The 15,328-nt window shown below is 61.1% G+C and carries 21 protein-coding genes and 2 pseudogenes; 3 read left to right on the top strand and 20 right to left on the bottom strand.

Features of this window, described 5'->3' with window-relative positions:
• The 6 genes and pseudogenes from J0I64_RS15895 to J0I64_RS15870 form a co-directional block, all read right to left on the bottom strand.
• Window positions 1–240 (bottom strand): annotated as a pseudogene (locus J0I64_RS15895) (hypothetical protein); the annotation flags it as partial.
• Between the two features lie 346 nt (window positions 241–586).
• On the bottom strand, window positions 587–970 hold the full coding sequence (locus tag J0I64_RS15890) for a hypothetical protein (protein WP_291409976.1): 384 nt from the start codon (window positions 968–970) through the stop codon (window positions 587–589).
• 9 nt (window positions 971–979) lie between these two features.
• Window positions 980–2,224: a phage major capsid protein gene (locus tag J0I64_RS15885; RefSeq protein WP_291409975.1), complete on the bottom strand. Its 1,245-nt coding sequence runs from the start codon at window positions 2,222–2,224 to the stop codon at window positions 980–982.
• 3 nt (window positions 2,225–2,227) lie between these two features.
• Window positions 2,228–2,728 (bottom strand): HK97 family phage prohead protease, encoded by a 501-nt coding sequence (locus tag J0I64_RS15880; RefSeq protein WP_291409974.1) that lies wholly within the window; start codon window positions 2,726–2,728, stop codon window positions 2,228–2,230.
• Complete coding sequence (locus tag J0I64_RS15875) at window positions 2,728–3,114, bottom strand: hypothetical protein (protein WP_291409973.1); 387 nt, start codon at window positions 3,112–3,114, stop codon at window positions 2,728–2,730. Before J0I64_RS15875 ends, J0I64_RS15880 begins: the two co-directional genes overlap by 1 nt.
• Entirely contained in the window at window positions 3,101–4,339 is a 1,239-nt protein-coding gene (locus tag J0I64_RS15870) for a phage portal protein (RefSeq protein WP_291409972.1), read from the bottom strand. The genes J0I64_RS15875 and J0I64_RS15870 overlap by 14 nt, the downstream gene beginning before the upstream one ends.
• Between J0I64_RS15870 and J0I64_RS22660 the strand changes: the two genes are divergently transcribed.
• Window positions 4,241–4,774 (top strand): nucleotidyltransferase domain-containing protein, encoded by a 534-nt coding sequence (locus J0I64_RS22660; protein WP_366933757.1) that lies wholly within the window; start codon window positions 4,241–4,243, stop codon window positions 4,772–4,774. The two genes, J0I64_RS15870 and J0I64_RS22660, sit on opposite strands and share 99 nt — an antisense overlap.
• Here the strand turns inward: J0I64_RS22660 and J0I64_RS15865 are convergent.
• The 10 genes from J0I64_RS15865 to J0I64_RS15820 are packed head-to-tail and all read right to left on the bottom strand — an operon-like array spanning window position 4,733 to window position 7,757.
• A complete protein-coding gene (locus tag J0I64_RS15865; protein WP_291409971.1) occupies window positions 4,733–4,981 on the bottom strand; it encodes a hypothetical protein in 249 nt (82 codons plus the stop codon). The two genes, J0I64_RS22660 and J0I64_RS15865, sit on opposite strands and share 42 nt — an antisense overlap.
• Window positions 4,978–5,205: a hypothetical protein gene (locus J0I64_RS15860; RefSeq protein WP_291409970.1), complete on the bottom strand. Its 228-nt coding sequence runs from the start codon at window positions 5,203–5,205 to the stop codon at window positions 4,978–4,980. Before J0I64_RS15860 ends, J0I64_RS15865 begins: the two co-directional genes overlap by 4 nt.
• Window positions 5,202–6,014 carry a helix-turn-helix domain-containing protein gene (locus tag J0I64_RS15855; protein WP_291409969.1) on the bottom strand — a complete coding sequence of 271 codons (813 nt, stop codon included), beginning with the start codon at window positions 6,012–6,014 and terminating at the stop codon, window positions 5,202–5,204. The genes J0I64_RS15860 and J0I64_RS15855 overlap by 4 nt, the downstream gene beginning before the upstream one ends.
• A gap of 3 nt (window positions 6,015–6,017) precedes the next feature.
• Window positions 6,018–6,140, bottom strand: coding sequence for a hypothetical protein (locus J0I64_RS15850; protein WP_291409968.1), 123 nt, complete (start codon window positions 6,138–6,140; stop codon window positions 6,018–6,020).
• Window positions 6,137–6,451, bottom strand: coding sequence for a hypothetical protein (locus tag J0I64_RS15845; RefSeq protein ID WP_291409967.1), 315 nt, complete (start codon window positions 6,449–6,451; stop codon window positions 6,137–6,139). The genes J0I64_RS15850 and J0I64_RS15845 overlap by 4 nt, the downstream gene beginning before the upstream one ends.
• Window positions 6,444–6,632: an AlpA family transcriptional regulator gene (locus tag J0I64_RS15840; RefSeq protein WP_291409966.1), complete on the bottom strand. Its 189-nt coding sequence runs from the start codon at window positions 6,630–6,632 to the stop codon at window positions 6,444–6,446. Before J0I64_RS15840 ends, J0I64_RS15845 begins: the two co-directional genes overlap by 8 nt.
• The gene (locus J0I64_RS15835; protein WP_291409965.1) at window positions 6,622–7,047 is read right to left on the bottom strand and encodes a hypothetical protein; all 426 of its coding nucleotides are present in this window, start codon (window positions 7,045–7,047) and stop codon (window positions 6,622–6,624) included. Before J0I64_RS15835 ends, J0I64_RS15840 begins: the two co-directional genes overlap by 11 nt.
• Complete coding sequence (locus tag J0I64_RS15830) at window positions 7,044–7,295, bottom strand: hypothetical protein (protein ID WP_291409964.1); 252 nt, start codon at window positions 7,293–7,295, stop codon at window positions 7,044–7,046. The genes J0I64_RS15835 and J0I64_RS15830 overlap by 4 nt, the downstream gene beginning before the upstream one ends.
• The gene (locus tag J0I64_RS15825) at window positions 7,292–7,546 is read right to left on the bottom strand and encodes a hypothetical protein (protein ID WP_291409963.1); all 255 of its coding nucleotides are present in this window, start codon (window positions 7,544–7,546) and stop codon (window positions 7,292–7,294) included. The genes J0I64_RS15830 and J0I64_RS15825 overlap by 4 nt, the downstream gene beginning before the upstream one ends.
• 13 nt (window positions 7,547–7,559) lie before the next feature.
• Complete coding sequence (locus J0I64_RS15820; protein ID WP_291409962.1) at window positions 7,560–7,757, bottom strand: Arc family DNA-binding protein; 198 nt, start codon at window positions 7,755–7,757, stop codon at window positions 7,560–7,562.
• Window positions 7,758–7,880: 123 nt separating this feature from the next.
• On the opposite strand from J0I64_RS15820, the gene J0I64_RS15815 reads away from it, so the two are divergent.
• Window positions 7,881–8,522 carry an Arc family DNA-binding protein gene (locus J0I64_RS15815; protein ID WP_291409960.1) on the top strand — a complete coding sequence of 214 codons (642 nt, stop codon included), beginning with the start codon at window positions 7,881–7,883 and terminating at the stop codon, window positions 8,520–8,522.
• A 17-nt stretch (window positions 8,523–8,539) separates the two neighbouring features.
• On the opposite strand, the gene J0I64_RS15810 is transcribed toward J0I64_RS15815, so the two are convergent.
• From J0I64_RS15810 to J0I64_RS15795, 4 genes are all read right to left on the bottom strand, one after another.
• A complete protein-coding gene (locus tag J0I64_RS15810; protein ID WP_291409958.1) occupies window positions 8,540–9,709 on the bottom strand; it encodes an integrase arm-type DNA-binding domain-containing protein in 1,170 nt (389 codons plus the stop codon).
• A gap of 247 nt (window positions 9,710–9,956) precedes the next feature.
• Window positions 9,957–10,226 (bottom strand): hypothetical protein, encoded by a 270-nt coding sequence (locus J0I64_RS15805; RefSeq protein ID WP_291409956.1) that lies wholly within the window; start codon window positions 10,224–10,226, stop codon window positions 9,957–9,959.
• Window positions 10,227–10,309: 83 nt separating this feature from the next.
• Window positions 10,310–12,793, bottom strand: a complete 2,484-nt coding sequence (locus J0I64_RS15800; protein WP_291409954.1) for a penicillin-binding protein 1A — start codon at window positions 12,791–12,793, stop codon at window positions 10,310–10,312.
• Between the two features lie 102 nt (window positions 12,794–12,895).
• Window positions 12,896–14,194 (bottom strand): N-acetylmuramoyl-L-alanine amidase, encoded by a 1,299-nt coding sequence (locus J0I64_RS15795; protein WP_291409952.1) that lies wholly within the window; start codon window positions 14,192–14,194, stop codon window positions 12,896–12,898.
• A gap of 544 nt (window positions 14,195–14,738) precedes the next feature.
• On the opposite strand from J0I64_RS15795, the pseudogene J0I64_RS15790 reads away from it, so the two are divergent.
• Window positions 14,739–15,328 (top strand): annotated as a pseudogene (locus J0I64_RS15790) (S1 RNA-binding domain-containing protein); the annotation flags it as partial.

Here is a 15,328-nt window from a genome sequence, read left to right as displayed (position 1 = left end):
CACCTGCATGGAGCCAGCATTGCGCGTGCCCTTGAGCTTACGGGTGCGGGCCGCGGCGATGTGCTGGCTGGTGATCAGTTCGCTGGTGTCGCCGGCACTGCCGAGGTTCGTAGTGCCGCCGATACCCGTCCATGTGGGCGAGCCGGTGGTGAAGTCGGTGGCCAGGAAGTCCGTGCCCTCGAACGCCTTGGCAGCGCCGATGTCGAGCTTGGAACCGGCCGTGGCAAATGTCTTGCTCATTGGTCTGTCCTTCTGTCTTGAGCCTGCTTCCATGAGTTGTGGTGGTGGTCGCAGAGCGATTGGAAATTGGTGCGATCGAGGCGGCGATGCGGGGCCTTGCGGATCGACACGATATGATCGACCACCGTGGCTTGGGCTCCGCACCGAACACAGCAGGGATATGCAGCAAGCCAGTCGGCGCGGGCCTTGGCCCATTCGGCGTCATATCCCCGCTCATGGCGGCTTGGCCGCTTGGCGTCGTGCTTGGCCCTCCGCGCCCTGTTGCGCTCGGCAATGATGCTGCACTCCGCACTGGTGATGTGCGTCTTGCCGCAATGGCCGCAGATGCGAGGGGCGCGGACTGGCATCAGGGCAACTGAATGTGCTGATGGCCGAGGATGGCCACGGCGCCGAGCTGGATGGAGGTGCCGCCGGCCTTGGTGATGGCGAGGCGCACGAACCGCTTCTTGCCGATATATTCGACCTGATAGGCGCTGTTCGCTGCCAGCGTGGCCGGAACACCGCTGATCACGTCATCGGCAGCAGCATCGGCATAGCCGGAACCGCTTTCGTCGCTTTCCTGCACCGTAACGCCGAAATCACCGGAGCCAGTGACGGCGCCGGCATTGATGGCGAACAAGATGCCCTGAGAGCCCTTGCGGTCGATCTCGATGCCATCAGCAGCATCGGACTTGGAGCCCGATGCGATGGCAGGGATAGCTTTGAAGTTGTGGAATAGGCCCTTGCGCATGATGGCTCCTTAGCTCGTTACGATCTTGAGGAACTTGATGGCGTTGAAGTCGCCAGCACCACCGCCGACCCGCTTGTAGACGTCGAACACCACGCGGCCCTTCTGGGTCAGCTCATCGCGGTTGATGCGGACGCCCTGGCGATCAACGATCACATAGCCCTGGCGGAAATCACCGAAGGCGATGGGGTGCTCGTCCTTGCCAATGTCCGGCATGTTTTCATCGATCTCGACGGCGTAGCCGAGCAGCGGATGCTCGACACCCTCGATCAGGTTGCCGGTCGGTGCCCAGAGGTAGCGGCCGACACCATCCACGATCGAACGGAGGCGCACAGCGGTGTTGCTGTTCATGAGCCAGCGGGCGTTGGCCTTGTAGGGTTTGCGGAGGGCAGCCACGAGCTTGATCAGCGATCCGGTCAGGTTTGCATCGGTGGGAGCCGTGGCATGGCCAGCCGGGATATACTGGTGCTTGCCCCAGGCGCGAACGAAGTCCTTCTCGACGGCCGTGCCATAGTCGAGGAGGCCCCGCGGCTTACCCTCGACACCATCGCCACGATAGAACGCTTCGCCCTCGGTTTCATCGAAATCATGGGTGGCATTCTGGATCAGCCAGGAGGCGATATCGGTGGCAGCGTCATCAAGCAGATGGCGGGTCGCGACCGGCGCCGCATAAAGTTCCGAAACCGGATAGCTGTGCTTGATCAGTTCGGGGCGGGCAGTGTCCTGCGGGCGAGCGTCGCGTTCGGCAACCCACTGCGCGCCGCGCTTGCCCTTGCTGTAGAAGCGTTCGTATTTGTCGGTCGAGATGGTCACCACCTCAGCCAGGCTGCGCAGAACCGAGAGATCGGTCATGAGCGTGCGGATGGTGAGGTCGACGGTCGGCAGAACGAAATAGCCGCCGGCTGCATCATTGTCGCTGGAGGCAGCGGACTTGGCTTCGATGGTGCCGCCCGCGTCCTCGACGCCAGCCATGGTGCCGGTGCGAAGAACAGCGGCCAGCGCCTTCATCTCGACTGCCTGAGCCTCCTTCGGATCGGCGGCGGTCTTGGGACGATCTGCCTTGGCCTCGATCTTGTCGAGCCGGTCGGCAAGTGCCTTGGTGTCAGTCGGAGCCTTGTCCTCGATGGCCTTGATCCGGTCATCGACGGTCTTGGTCAGATCGGCCAGGGCCTTGGTGACCACCGCAATCGGCTCGTCTTCGTCGCCCTTGAGTTCGATGGCGCCGGCAACAAGGGCGCGCTGGGAGAGATGCTTCACTGTTTACCTCGTGAGCTGCGCCGTGGCGCGGTTGATGGCAGCGACGAGGTTCAGGGCCTCGGTTGCCGACTTGGCGCTGGTGACCCGGGCGCCGGGATGCATGGGCAGCGTCACAAGGGACGCCTCCAGCAATTCGAGTGTCTTGATGGTGCGACCGCCCCCGGTGCGGGTGATGGCCTTCTTGGTGATGAAGCCGATGGAGATGCCGCGAACCGCTCCTGACTTGACCAAGGCGCGGACTTCGCGGGCGCGGACCAGATCATCAATCAGCAGCTTGCCGGTGAGGTGCAGGCCGTCCGATTTCTCGGTGGCCATGTCCCAAGTGCCGATAGGGTCGTTCTGATCGTGGCCGAACAGCATGGGGATCGGCATCTTGGCGCTCTTGAACGCACCGGGCTCGATCATGTCCCCTACCCGGTCGGCAGAGGCGAAGGGCCATGCCAGCCCGGACACCGCACCGTCATCGCCGGATATGAATTTTGTTTCGACAAATACCCGGTCCATCAGCGCACCGGAGCAAAGTTGCGGTGATCACCGGCAAAGGCATCCACCTGGGCGCGGACCCATGAAACCCGTAGCAGGGTCGTTACGGCTTTGTGGTCGAACGGGACGGGCTTACCCTCATCCTCGACCTGCCACCGCACTACGCGCTTGGCCAGCGCATCGAGGCTGGCTTTCTGGCGCTGCTCGGCGGTGACCATGCCCCGGTCATCGGCCATGTCGCTGAGTGCATCCATCATGGCCAGATCGGCGCGGCGGGCTGTGTCGCTGTCGGGGCCGACGATGGTCAGCACCATGCCGGTCTTGCTGCCATCCCATGGCGCGATCAATTCGAGATCGGCGCCGCGGTCCTGGTCCACGGCATTGTTGAGCACGTCACTCATCTGCATCGGGATCGTCCTGATTTTTGGTTTTGTCAGCAGCGTTCACATCGGGGGTCGGTCCAGTTTTGGACGCATCTCCCGGCTGGCTGCTGCCGGTGTTCGGATTGGCGTATTCGTCGCCGCCGTCGCGCGGCCCCATGCCGAGCCAGTTGCGTCCCTCATTGGGGTTCAGGACGCGGGACGAAATCAGGCCGTTGATGGCAGTGGCGCGGGCGGTCAGGTCCACATTGGTAAAGTCGTCGCGGTCGAACCGGATGGCGTGGGTGGCGCGCTCGTCGTCGGTGAACAGCGCCCGGCCAAGAGCGTTTTCCAGCGCCTTGAGCCATGGATCGAGACACAGAGCGAGGAACTGGCGCTGCATCTCGGCAGAGTTGGACCAGGTGGCGCGGGTCAGGTCACCGAGGATGCTGGCCGGCATATTGAAGGCGCGGGCGATTTCCTGAAGCGCAAAAAGCCGGAGCTGCTGGAACTGGCTGTCCACGCTTGTCATGGTCGCGGCTTTCCAATCCGCTCCATCCCATAGGACGGCGGTGCCACCGGAACGGTCAGGCCCCTCAAAGGCCCGCTTCCATCCCGCAATCATCTTCTTGGCACCCTCGTCGCCAACTGGCTTGGGAGTGGTCAGGACGCCAGATGGACGGCCACCAGCGCCGAACAGTCGCCCGGCGTGTTTCTCCATCGAGATGGCGGTGCCAATGGCTTCGCGGGCCAAGGAGACTGGCGACTTGTCGAACGCGCCTTTCAGATGAATGATATTGGAGATGGGCTTGATGAGCCCGCCGATGCGATATTCGGGGCGCAGGCTGTCGTCAGGGTAATTGACCTGGATATAGCCGGGCCGATACCGGATCATCTCAACCGGCTTGCCTTCGCTGTTCTTGCCCACCCACGCGAGCCCGCCACGGTCATGGGTCAGGGCATCGACCACAAGGGAACGGATCAGCTCGAATGAACTGGTCCAGTCATTGGCCTGCCCAGAGAGCAGTTTTTTTACAGGATGGCCGGGAACGCGGGTTTCGGTGCCATCGGCGGCGATCTTGACCACGTGCACATCGAGGCAGGCAGCGGCCTCAGAAATGGTGCGGATCGCGGCGGCGACGGCGGGCGCATTGAGCGCGGTTTCGATGTTGACATGGACACCTGCAGCCGTGGGGCCGCGAGACACCAAATCCTCGAGCTCTACGTGCTCGATGGATTTCTTTTCGAAGATGACATAGGGGCCGAAGCGCATGGGGAGAATATGCCCCTTGCGGCCTCTGGGCCTTTAATGGTCAGACATGGCAATTCATGGTTTGTTAGTGGAAAAGGTTGGGAGGGTGCGTTGCGCAGTTTGGGGCTGTCAGAAAAGCAAATCGAGATCATACGGGATTGGGCAGAGGCCGAGGACCTAATTGACGAGGTAGTTTTATACGGCAGTCGAGCAAAGGGTACTCATCGAGAAGATAGCGATGTCGACTTGGCTGTTCATCAGGTGGGCACAAATGAGCACGCCGTTCATACCTTCATGCATTTCAAGGGTGAGGACTGGCAAAATGATCTGATCGCAAGGACTGGGCTGAAAATTAGCCTAGCGCCCAGAGCGGGGCATCTGACGCCCAAAATCGAAGAGTATTTAGGCCACGCCTCATTCGTCATTTTCAGCCGCGACAGACGGCCTACGCCTTAGGAATGCTATCAACTCATCATCAAAGGCATAATAGCGCCCGCCGATCTCTTTAACGGGGGAGCCGGGCTGTTTTGCCAGAGTATCTCGAACGAAGTCCACCCCCACCCCGATCCGCCCGGCGATGGCGGGAAGCGTCCAGATAATCCGACCCTCACGCGCGGGCATGCGTGTGAGGGCATCGAAGGTTTCAGGAGTGAGCTTCGTCATTGCTGGCCTCGCTTGTGAAGTCGAACATGGTGCCGGCGGCAAAGAAACCTCACCGCCAGCGGAAATCGGTAATCGTCGTGATGGGCATCGACCTTGGGCTCACCGCAGACCTCGCATGGCGTCTTGATCAACGCCCCGCTCTTGAGGGCCTTCTGCACTGCCAGGTGAGCCGCATACTTCCCAGGGTGGCGACGGCGCCAGTCGGCTTGGCGAGTGAGGTTCATTTCTGCACCTCGCTCGAATATTTCGCCTTGAGGGATTCGGAGACAAATCCCGAACCGGGTAATTCCCGGTTTGGCCGAGGTCGCGCGAGGTCGCGCATAACCCTGGTTTCCATAAGCGAGGAAGTGACCACCGGCTTGCCGAGAGCATTTGTGCTCGGGCCGCCGCTGGTCCGCTCCTCCGGCGGGCGCGCCCCTTGTTGGGGGGGCGCTTCCTCCGTCGCGTCCTGCGCTGTTCCGGCGGGCGTGGAAGGCCCCTCCCCCTGGTAGACTAATAGTGGTTTCGAGGTGGAACCGTCGTTTTCGCCTACGGGTTTCGAGGTGGAACCGTAGGCCATAGTTACTTTTGGTGACTGTTCCATCTGGAAACCCGCTCGGTTCCGTGTGGAAACCCGTTCAGGTTTCGAGGTGGAACCGTGTTCTGATTTTCGCCACCGAGCAAAATCCTTGGAAGGGAGCGAAAGCCCCTTGCCTGGCCGGTCATCTTTGAACTCGGTTAGGAGCCATTCGGTGGCGTGACGATGTTTCATGTTGAAGGCGCCGACCGTAGTACGGACAATGAAGCCGTGATCCTGCAAGGCATCGAGCGCACGCATGGCCGTCTGCTTGCTGATGCGGCATTCCTGGGCCAGATCCAGAAGGGAGCAAGGGATCATGCCGTTATTGCTCCCCGGCCCACCATAGCGCTTCACCAACCGGACATAGACCGCCTGCGGCACCGGCCCTAGATCTAGCCAAGCCTCGGTATCGAGTAGCCAGTGATAGAGCCGCACATGGCGCGGCTCCTTCTCTTTGGCTTTGGACTTCACCATGCATCACAGCCCCTCGACGCTATCCAGGTAGGCCTCGACTTTGTCCATGAGCTTTTCGGCCTGTCGGCGGTACCACTTGGCGCGATAGACCCGAGCGACGTTCCAGTAGACGCGGATCAACCTCATAGCTCCCTCCCCAGCAGGCGTCCCGCCTCGGCAACCACCCGGCCCGCATCGTCATAGGACATGCCGAACTGTGCGGAGATGGTGGAGCGCAAGGGACGGCTTACCTGATCGATATTCGAGGCCACCCAGATCGCGGCCGTTTTCACATCGCCGGTCATAGGTCCGAAGCCAGGCGCCCGCTTTTTCGGTACTCGCTGGGTGCGGAGCTTCTTGAGCGCCTTTTCCTGCTCGGTGAGGTTCCGGTCGGAGTTGAGCCATCCAGACTGACGGAGGCGATTGGCCTCGGCTTTGATTTCGTCGTCATCAAACATTGGACGCCCCCTTTGCCGCTTCGACGGCAGCGAGAACATCGGACAGCACCCAGCGAGACGACCTGCCGAGCTTTACCGGCTTGGGCAGCATGCCTTCGGCTATGCGGCGGTAGAGCGAGGCGTGGCAGATGCCGAGCATGGCCTGAACCTCGCGGGCTTTCAGGAGGGCGTCAGGCTGCATGGTGCTCTCCCCTGAACGTCCGCAGCATCGCGTTGCGTGCTTCGTTCTCGTCCAGGCTGGCAAATTCCCAGCGCGTCCGATCAAAGGGCTTGAGCGAAGCCTGGAGAACAATGTCCTTTGCGCGCCAGTTCTCGATGGCGATGGACCGCTCCAGCTCGCGCTCGTGCGTCGACTCGTACACGTCACGCTCAATCAAAGTGCGAGTGTATTTCGTCGTGCCGGTCGGGAAGACGATGGAAACATAATCTGCCGGTGCTACGGGAACTGTGATCAGTTCAGCCAGTGCATCGGAGAGCTCGCGCTGAAGCCTACGGACCTTAGCGTTAGGCGCCTCGGGCGCCGCCTCTGCTGCCATCGGAACGGCAGTGCCCAGCCCGACAAACGGGATGGCCTGAATAAAGGAACGACGCTTCATGCTGCCGTCCTCTCGTCATCTGCAACCCGAAGGAAATCGATGGCCCGTTCCATTTCTTCGAGCAAGGCGACGACTTTCGCGTTCGCTTCTAGGATCAGGTAGGCAGCTTCCTCCTGGCTCCCGCCCTTGAAGCGGTTTTCGCTGCACCGTTCGACTTCATTTGTCAGGGCGCCGATGATGAAGATCTGACCGCGAGCGGCGTTCATCATGTCGATGGGATGGCGGCTGCCGAAAGGGTAATCTCTCATGCTGCACCGCCTTCCCTAGCTTCTGCCCGGAGGGCGTCGAGGTTTTCCGACACGTTGCGCAGCGTCTCGCCACAGAGCGAAAGGACTTGCTGAAGGGCTTCTTGGTGCTGGCGATTATGGATGCTGGCGCAGGCCATAAAGGCGGCTTGGTTGACCTGCCGCGCTTCGGCCAGAAGGTCGATGGCATCAATCAGGTTGAGCGAAATCCTTGCCCCACCGGATCCGGTGGTGCTATTCTCTTTCGAGTTCATTGATCTAATCCTGTCAGGGGTTGGTCGTGTTCAGGCTCGGAGCGATTGCAGTCGCTGCCGGGCCATTTTCATTTTCAGCCGCTAGTGCGCGGTCGAGGTGATGGACGATCTCAGAATTCATTGACCGTCGATTGGCTTTCGCCTGCTGGCGAAGGCGGTCTCGCATCCCATCTGGGAAGCGGACGATGTACTTTTCAGCTTCTCGCTGCATCAATCGCTCCTTAACCATGGCTATTAGCCATATATCCACCATGGCTAATAGCCTCTATTGCGTCAAGCGTGTAATGATGGCTTTTAGCCTCTATCTGTGGATTATGAGAAACGGGGGTCAGCAATGGCGAAGGAGCCAGTGCAGCCACAAGACAAGTATGTTCTGCGGATGCCTGACGGGTTGCGAGATCGCATCAAGGCGTCGGCCGAACGAAATTCGCGATCCATGAATGCCGAAATCGTCGCAGCGCTGTTGACGGCGTTTCCGCAGCAGCCAACTGTCGAGGAGCTGCTGGACAATGTGCATAAGGCCATAGAACTCGCCAGCACCACTGGGGGAATGCCATATCGCAAGACGCTGATCGAGGCGCTAGACGTCCTAAGTGAACGGGTGGCATCTGGGCTTGAGCTCGATCAATCGCGAGCTGGCACTACCCATCCAGATCTCCAGATGATGGAGGATTTTGGCAGGCGTTTCGCTCGCTGGCGCAGAGTAAATGCCGAGGGAGTGACCACTACCGACCTCAAGCGCGAGCTAGAGAGAGGCTTACTGGACAAGCTGCCCAGGCACTTGCTTCACACCGCGATTATGCAGTTCAGTCGAGGCGTTCCAGAAAAGGCACTGAAGACCCTGGCGCTCGGCCGAACCCACTTCGCGGATCCGGAGAGCGCGCAATCCGCAATAGTCGACCATATCCGAGCTTTTTATACCGAGAACTTTGGCGATCCGGATGAAAGCTGGGCGGACATGGTGGATGATCAATAGCCGAAGGCACACCCCTGCTAAGGGTGCAGCTTGCTCGTCACCCACGCCGCCCACGCCTCCATCACTGCCCGCCTCTGGTCTATGAAATCAGTCCGTCGATAAGACCGCTCTACCCGATTGCCTACAGTATGGCTGAGGATGGTTTCGGCAATGTCATGAGGCGTCGAGGTGGTTTCAGCCATCCAGTCTCGCATGCTGGAGCGGAAGCCATGGGGGCGCTCGGCCATCCCTGCCCGCTCCATGTACTTGCTCATCGTCATATCGCTGATGACGCCCCTGCGTTGGCCGGCGAATAGATAGCCGTCACGCATGTGCTTGCGGGCCTGCTCGATCACTGCCAGCGCCTCGCCCGATAGCGGGATTCGGAAATCCGGCGTCTTGTCCTTCAGCCCCTTCATCGCTTCGCCGGGGATGGTCCAGACATCGCCCTCGATCTGGCCCTCGTGGATGAAGCGCAGCGGCTTAGAGCGCGAGACGGTCAGGATCATGAGCCGCAGCGCCAGGTGCGTCACACTGCCATCGGACAGGCTGGCGTAGAAGGCGGGCACGTTCTCCCAGTGCATGGCGGGGATATTCTCGACGGTATGCCGCTGCTTGCCCAAGAGAGCCCGCGCCTTGTCGGTCGCCTGCAAGTCCACATCGAGCCCGAGGGCCGCGGCATGCTTTAGACAAATGCCCAGACGGTTCATGGCCTTCTTGGCTGTATCGGCCTTCGTGTGCCAAATGGGCGCGAGGGTGTCGCGAATATCCTTTTGGTCGATTTCCGCCACCGGCATCTTCCCGAGCTTCGGCAGCACATGCAGTTCGAGCGGGGTGAACCAACGCCCCGCTACCCCATCGCCTTTAAGTTCGGCCTTGCGGCTTTCGAAGGCATCGAGAGCAATGTCCTTGAGCAAATGAATGTCGCGCTCGGCGGCGCGGCGCGCTCGATCGCGCTCCTTGATCGGGTCTTTGCCGTCACGCACCAGCGCCCGCCATTGATCGGCCGCCACCCTCACATCCTTAAGGCTTACCTCAGGATAGGCACCAAGGCCCATTTCATGGCGCCGGCTGTGGATGGTATATCGAAGCACCCATTGAGCGCCGCCGCCATCCCGCTTGTAGAGCCAGAGGCCAGCGCCATCGGCATACTTGCCGGGCCCAAGAGTGGTGACGGCCCTCGCGCTCAGCCGGTGCATTGCCCGCACTCAATCCCCCTTTCGCTCCATGCTTTCCAGTCCCCCCGCCAGTCCCCCTTTGTGCTTGCGCTTGAGGGCATCTTTGAGAGACGGCCAGATATAGAACGAAACAGGAAACTCGAAAAGGCTCAAAACGCTAGAGACAGAGGGAGACAGCGCGAAATGTGTAGCAATTACAATACGTTGCTGGCGGGGGGCACCACTCTTTCCTGCAGCCAAATCTCTTCTATATCAGTGGTTTCGTGCCAGCTGGTGCCTATGGCGCGGGCGGTTTGGGAAAATCCAGGGCGTCGAAACGGCGCTGGATCTGCATTTGCTGGATGGTCTGGTCGAGCGAATTGATCTGGACATTGAACTGATACTGTTCGCTCTTGCGCGAAATTTCCTGCTGCAGGCACACAAGCCGCTGCTGATTGGCAGCGATCGCGGCTGCAGTTTCGCCGGCAGCCGGCGGCGGGCATGCAGCCAAGGCCGGCACGATGGCGCAGGCTCCGAGCAGGATGGCGATAGTCACTCGCTTGATCATCATACCCTCAAGATGGGCGCTGATTGCCCCTGGCGCAAATCACGACGCGGGGACTGGGCCGCCACCCGTCCCCGCCGAAGCGGCTAGTTGCCACTGAGGCTTTGCGGTGCGCCCAGGTTGGGGTCGAGGTACTGACCATTGCCGCCCCGCTGGGTGACGACAGCGCCCCCATATTGCTGCTGCATCTGCATCTGCCGTGCGGCCGCATCGTAGCCCTGAACGTCGACACCAATCACTGAGGTCATGAGGTTCGGGCCGGTGCCTGGCTTGAAAGCTTCCCGGATGCCGGATTCGCCTTCATAGGCCTGCACGCCGGTGCTGGGATTAATCCAGGCAGTGGTCATGCCCGAGGGCACGTTGAATGGGGTTGGCGGCTTGCCGGCCATGGCCTTGGCCATGAAGTTGGTGAAGATCGGTACGGACATGCCGCCGCCGGTCGAGGCCGAGCCCATGGAGCGTGGGCGGTCGTAGCCGACATATATGCCGACGGCGAGGTCAGGAGTGAAACCGACGAACCAGGCGTCCTTGTAGTCGTTCGTGGTGCCGGTCTTGCCGGCTACGGGACGATTGAGTGCGCGGGCGGCAGTACCGGTGCCACGCTGGACGACGCCTTCCATCATCGAGGTAATCTGGTAAGCGGTCATCGGATCGAGCACCTGGGCCCGATTGTCGATGATGCGGGGCTCCCCTTGCCCGTGCCAGTCGGTTGCGGCGCAGCCATCGCAGACGCGTTCGTCGTGGCGATAGACGGTGGTCCCGTAGCGGTCCTGAATGCGGTCAATCAGGGTCGGCACGATCTTGCGGCCACCATTGGCGATGGTCGCATAAGCCGCGGTCATGCGCATATTGGTGGTTTCGCCGGCGCCCAGCGACATGGCGAGAACCGGCTGCATGTCGTCATAGATACCGAACATGCGGGCATATTCGGCAATCAGCGGCATGCCGATATCGCGCGCCAGACGCACGGTCATGACATTTCGGCTGCGCTCGATGCCGCGCCGCAGGGTCTGGGGACCGTAGAATTCCTGGGCGTAGTTTTCTGGGCGCCAGATGGAGCCATCGCCATTACGAATTTCAACCGGCGCGTCGAGGACAACCGAGGCCGGGGTGTAGCCATTGTCGAGCGCCGCGGCGTAAACGATGGGCTTGAAAGACGAGCCGGGCTGGCGAAGCGCTTGGGTAGCGCGGTTGAACTCGGACTCCGCAAAGGAGAAACCGCCGACCATGGCGAGGACGCGGCCCGTGCGCGGGTCCATGGCGACAAGCGAGCCTTCGACCTCGGGCACCTGTTCCAGGGTGTAGATGCCTTCCTTGCCGGAAACCGGGGAGACGTACACCACGTCGCCGACCTTGACGATATCCTGCACCGGCTTGGAGACCCAGCGGATTTCGGGGCCAGACAGCGTGCCCACGACACGTTCCGCCCGGATTGCGCCGTCGACGTCGTTTTCAGGGCGCAGCCCGATACGGGCCTGATTGCCACCCACATCGAGCACGACCGCGAGCTGCCATTCCGGCACGTCGCTCAGCGGCTTGATCTTGGCAACGTCCAGACCCCAATCGTCACCGAGCTCGATGCTAGCGACGGGACCACGGAAACCGCGGGTGTGATCATAGGAAATCAGGCCGTCCATGAGGGCGCGGCGGGCATATTCCTGAAGACGCGGTTCGAGCGTCGTGCGGACGGAGAGGCCGCCGCCGTAGAGCTGATCTTCGCCATAGAGCTTGGCGAGTTCGCGGCGCACGTCTTCGGTGAAGTATTCGGCGGCATAGACCTGGCTGCCCGAGGCTCGCGGAATGACGTTGAGCGGCGCCTGCTTGGCGGTAGCCGCTTCTTCAGAGGTCACGTAGCCGTTCTCGACCATGCGGTCGATGACCCAGTTGCGGCGTTCGATGGCGGCCTGCGGGCGGCGGAACGGGTGATAGTTGTTCGGGCCTTTAGGTAGCGCGGCGATATAGGCGGCCTCAGGCAAGGTCAGCTGATAGAGCGCCTTGTCGAAATAGTTCAGGGCCGCGGCGGCGACGCCATAGGAATTGAGGCCCAGAAAAATCTCGTTGAGGTAGAGCTCGAGGATCTTGTCCTTGGAGAACGTCGACTCGATGCGGATGGCGAGGATCGCTTCCTGGATCTTTCGATCCCAGGTCTGTTCCGAGGTCAGCAGGAAGTTCTTGGCGACCTGCTGAGTGATGCTCGAACCGCCGCCCTGAATGGAGCTGTTGCCATCCATGCGGGCAAGAAAGTTGTCGCGCAGGGCGCGCGCGATACCGTCGATGGCGATGCCGTTGTGGTTGTAAAAATCCTTGTCTTCCGCCGAAAGGAAGGCGTTGACGAGTAACGGCGGCACGGTTTCGATCGGCTGGAACAGGCGGCGTTCGCGCGCATACTCGGCCAGAAGCGTCCCATCTGCGGCATGAACGCGCGTGGTTACGGGCGGCTGATAGTCCTTGAGGACGGTGTAGTCGGGCAATTGCGCGGAGACGGCAGCGAGGTACACGGCGGCAACGGCGACGCCGCCGAGCGCCACGAACATGCCGAAACCGAATAGCCAGCCGAGTAGACGAAACATGCGATCAGATACTCCACGCCATGAGGGGGCGGTCCGCCCTGCCCCGATTCATGACGGCATTTTCAGAATAGCAGAGCGAGCGCGAGCGCTTAATCACTTTGCTCACGGGTCTGCCTCGACACTGTCAAAATAGGTGGAAATGCCTCGCGCAATGGCCTCGGCAGTGCGGTTCTGCCAGTCGGTCTGGGTCAGGTTCGAAATATCGTCGAGATTGGACAGGAACCCGAGCTCGATGAGAACGGATGGCACGTCCAGGGCCTGCAGCACGAAGAAATCGGCCTGGCGTACAGGGAAGCGACGCAGAGCGACGCTGGGCTCGAGCTGGTGAACGATGGCTTGGGCGGCAACGAAGGACTGTTTGCGCATTTCGCGGCGCATCAGATCGAGGAGGATGTCCACCACTTCCGGCGCCATCTGCGGCATGGCGAAACCGGCGATGACATCGGACTTGTTTTCGGAGTCGGCAAGCACCTTGTCGAGCACGTCCGTGGCGTTCTCGTCGCGCGTATAGACGCTGGCGCCGCGAATTTCGGGTTGTTGAAAGCTGTCCGCGTGGATCGAGATGAAGATGTCGGCCTTATTGCCGCGCGCGAGAGCGACGCGCTCTTCGAGGCGGAGATAGGTATCGTCTTCGCGCGTGAGAGCAACGTCGAAGCGACCGGACTGGATGAGAAGCGCCTGGAGGCGCAAGGAAAAAGCCAGGACAATGTCCTTTTCGCGCACGCCATTGGCCGCCTCGGCACCGCTGTCGATGCCGCCATGACCCGGATCGATGACGACGAGCGGCCGCGTGCCGAGCGGCAGTTCGGAGCCACCGGCCGGGGTCGATTCTGCCGAGGTTTCAGCGACGGTAGCCGACGCGGCGCGGTCGCGCTCGACATTGGCGGCGAAGGTCGCTTGGTCTGCGGGGATGATATCGACGACGAGGCGGGCTGGCTGCCCCTCGAAGGGGTCAAGCACATAGGCCTGTTGCACCTGCACTGGCGCAGCGAGGGTCAGCGTGGTGCGGACACGATCGGAGGCGGCCTGTTCAACGAGGTAGGACGAGATGAGCGAGGTTTCGGAGGGCGCACCGCTGGGCTCGGGTACGGAGAAAGTGCCGGCGCGCACGTCGATGGCGAGACGATTGGGATCGTCGAGGGAAACGAAGGAGAATTCGGTCTTCGAGGCGAGATCGATGACGAGGCGAGCGCGATCTTCGCCGACAGTGACGCGCACATCGATGACGTTGGGAAGGCCGATAGGCGTCGGATGAGGTTCTTGGGCAAGGAGCGGGACGGCGGCAGCCACGAGCGCAAGCAGCCCGAGGACAAGTGATCGGATAGCGTGAAAATTCAAAGCGGACCGTGCCCCATGCGTGTCGAAAGCGTGTCGCATGCCCATCGGGCGATTCTGCGGCATTTTCGGCTTATGCGATGATTTGCAACAGGGCGCAAAGAACGACACCGTGCAAAAAGCACGACAATCCTCGCATTTAGACTTTCCTGTTGCCAATCTGGCGCAACGCTTCTACACGCTTATATGAAGGCGCAGGAGTTTCGCGAGCGCCAGCGAGAGGTCGATTTTCCTCTTCGCGCCGCTGCGGACCCCGACCGGCCAGAGTGCCACACAAGCACTTGCCCGGATTGAAAGCGGCGATTTTCGGCGCCTTCGATAGTGAATTTCGGTCCCTGTTCAGGGATCGGACGATGGCGGGCCTTCGAGGTCAGCCATCCAATAGGAAGAGGTCATATGGCCCGCAGGCGGACAAAGCGCGACGCGATCGACACAGCCGATTGCCGTTTTGCTTCGCCCTTTCTCCCGGCCATGACCGAGTTTGCCGGTGCGCAGAACGTGAGAGGTTCGCGCCCGATTTTTTTCAACACATTCGCCCCGCAACGCGCCGAACCAGGTTTACCGGTTCGCCGGCTGCCTTCTTTTGGCGCGCGGGTGCGCGGAGTAAACTATGGCAACCAAGAGAATGCTGGTGGATGCCATCCACCCGGAAGAAACACGGATTGTCGTTACAGCCGGTAATCGGCTGGAAGAATTCGACTTTGAATCGGCGACCCGCCGCCAGCTGCGGGGGAATATCTACCTCGCCAAGGTGACGCGCGTTGAGCCGTCGTTGCAGGCGGCCTTCGTCGAATATGGCGGCAATCGCCACGGGTTCCTCGCCTTCAGCGAAATCCACCCGGATTACTACCAGATCCCGGTAGCGGACCGCGAAGCGCTGCTCGCTGAAGAGGAACACGAAGAAGAGCACCACGACGAGACGGAAGAAACCGTTTCGGTGCCTGAAGGCGTGGCCGAAAACGATCCGGAAGCCGATCCTCAGGAAACCGAGGAAGAGAGCCATATCGAACAGGCTCCTGCCAATACTGAACCCGTCGAGTCGATCGGCGGGGCGGACGCGCTTGAAGAAGTGCCGGAACGTCGCCAGCGCAGCCAGCAGCGTCGCCACCAGTACAAAATTCAGGAAGTGATCAAGCGCCGCCAGGTGATGCTGGTGCAGGTGGTCAAGGAAGAGCGCGGCAACAAGGGCGCGGCTCTCAC

The organism is Devosia sp. (assembly GCF_017307565.1).
Lineage (GTDB): Bacteria > Pseudomonadota > Alphaproteobacteria > Rhizobiales > Devosiaceae > Devosia.
This window is presented reverse-complemented; position numbering and strand designations above follow the sequence as displayed.

Coding starts and splice junctions, on each gene's coding strand:
- J0I64_RS15890 (WP_291409976.1), bottom strand. CDS start 970: ATGCGCAAGGGCCTATTCCACAACTTCAAAGCTATCCCTGCCATCGCA.
- J0I64_RS15880 (WP_291409974.1), bottom strand. CDS start 2,728: ATGGACCGGGTATTTGTCGAAACAAAATTCATATCCGGCGATGACGGT.
- J0I64_RS15875 (WP_291409973.1), bottom strand. CDS start 3,114: ATGCAGATGAGTGACGTGCTCAACAATGCCGTGGACCAGGACCGCGGC.
- J0I64_RS22660 (WP_366933757.1), top strand. CDS start 4,241: ATGGACACCTGCAGCCGTGGGGCCGCGAGACACCAAATCCTCGAGCTC.
- J0I64_RS15870 (WP_291409972.1), bottom strand. CDS start 4,339: ATGCGCTTCGGCCCCTATGTCATCTTCGAAAAGAAATCCATCGAGCAC.
- J0I64_RS15865 (WP_291409971.1), bottom strand. CDS start 4,981: ATGACGAAGCTCACTCCTGAAACCTTCGATGCCCTCACACGCATGCCC.
- J0I64_RS15860 (WP_291409970.1), bottom strand. CDS start 5,205: ATGAACCTCACTCGCCAAGCCGACTGGCGCCGTCGCCACCCTGGGAAG.
- J0I64_RS15855 (WP_291409969.1), bottom strand. CDS start 6,014: ATGGTGAAGTCCAAAGCCAAAGAGAAGGAGCCGCGCCATGTGCGGCTC.
- J0I64_RS15850 (WP_291409968.1), bottom strand. CDS start 6,140: ATGAGGTTGATCCGCGTCTACTGGAACGTCGCTCGGGTCTATCGCGCC.
- J0I64_RS15845 (WP_291409967.1), bottom strand. CDS start 6,451: ATGTTTGATGACGACGAAATCAAAGCCGAGGCCAATCGCCTCCGTCAG.
- J0I64_RS15840 (WP_291409966.1), bottom strand. CDS start 6,632: ATGCAGCCTGACGCCCTCCTGAAAGCCCGCGAGGTTCAGGCCATGCTC.
- J0I64_RS15835 (WP_291409965.1), bottom strand. CDS start 7,047: ATGAAGCGTCGTTCCTTTATTCAGGCCATCCCGTTTGTCGGGCTGGGC.
- J0I64_RS15830 (WP_291409964.1), bottom strand. CDS start 7,295: ATGAGAGATTACCCTTTCGGCAGCCGCCATCCCATCGACATGATGAAC.
- J0I64_RS15825 (WP_291409963.1), bottom strand. CDS start 7,546: ATGAACTCGAAAGAGAATAGCACCACCGGATCCGGTGGGGCAAGGATT.
- J0I64_RS15820 (WP_291409962.1), bottom strand. CDS start 7,757: ATGCAGCGAGAAGCTGAAAAGTACATCGTCCGCTTCCCAGATGGGATG.
- J0I64_RS15815 (WP_291409960.1), top strand. CDS start 7,881: ATGGCGAAGGAGCCAGTGCAGCCACAAGACAAGTATGTTCTGCGGATG.
- J0I64_RS15805 (WP_291409956.1), bottom strand. CDS start 10,226: ATGATCAAGCGAGTGACTATCGCCATCCTGCTCGGAGCCTGCGCCATC.
- J0I64_RS15800 (WP_291409954.1), bottom strand. CDS start 12,793: ATGTTTCGTCTACTCGGCTGGCTATTCGGTTTCGGCATGTTCGTGGCG.
- J0I64_RS15795 (WP_291409952.1), bottom strand. CDS start 14,194: ATGCCGCAGAATCGCCCGATGGGCATGCGACACGCTTTCGACACGCAT.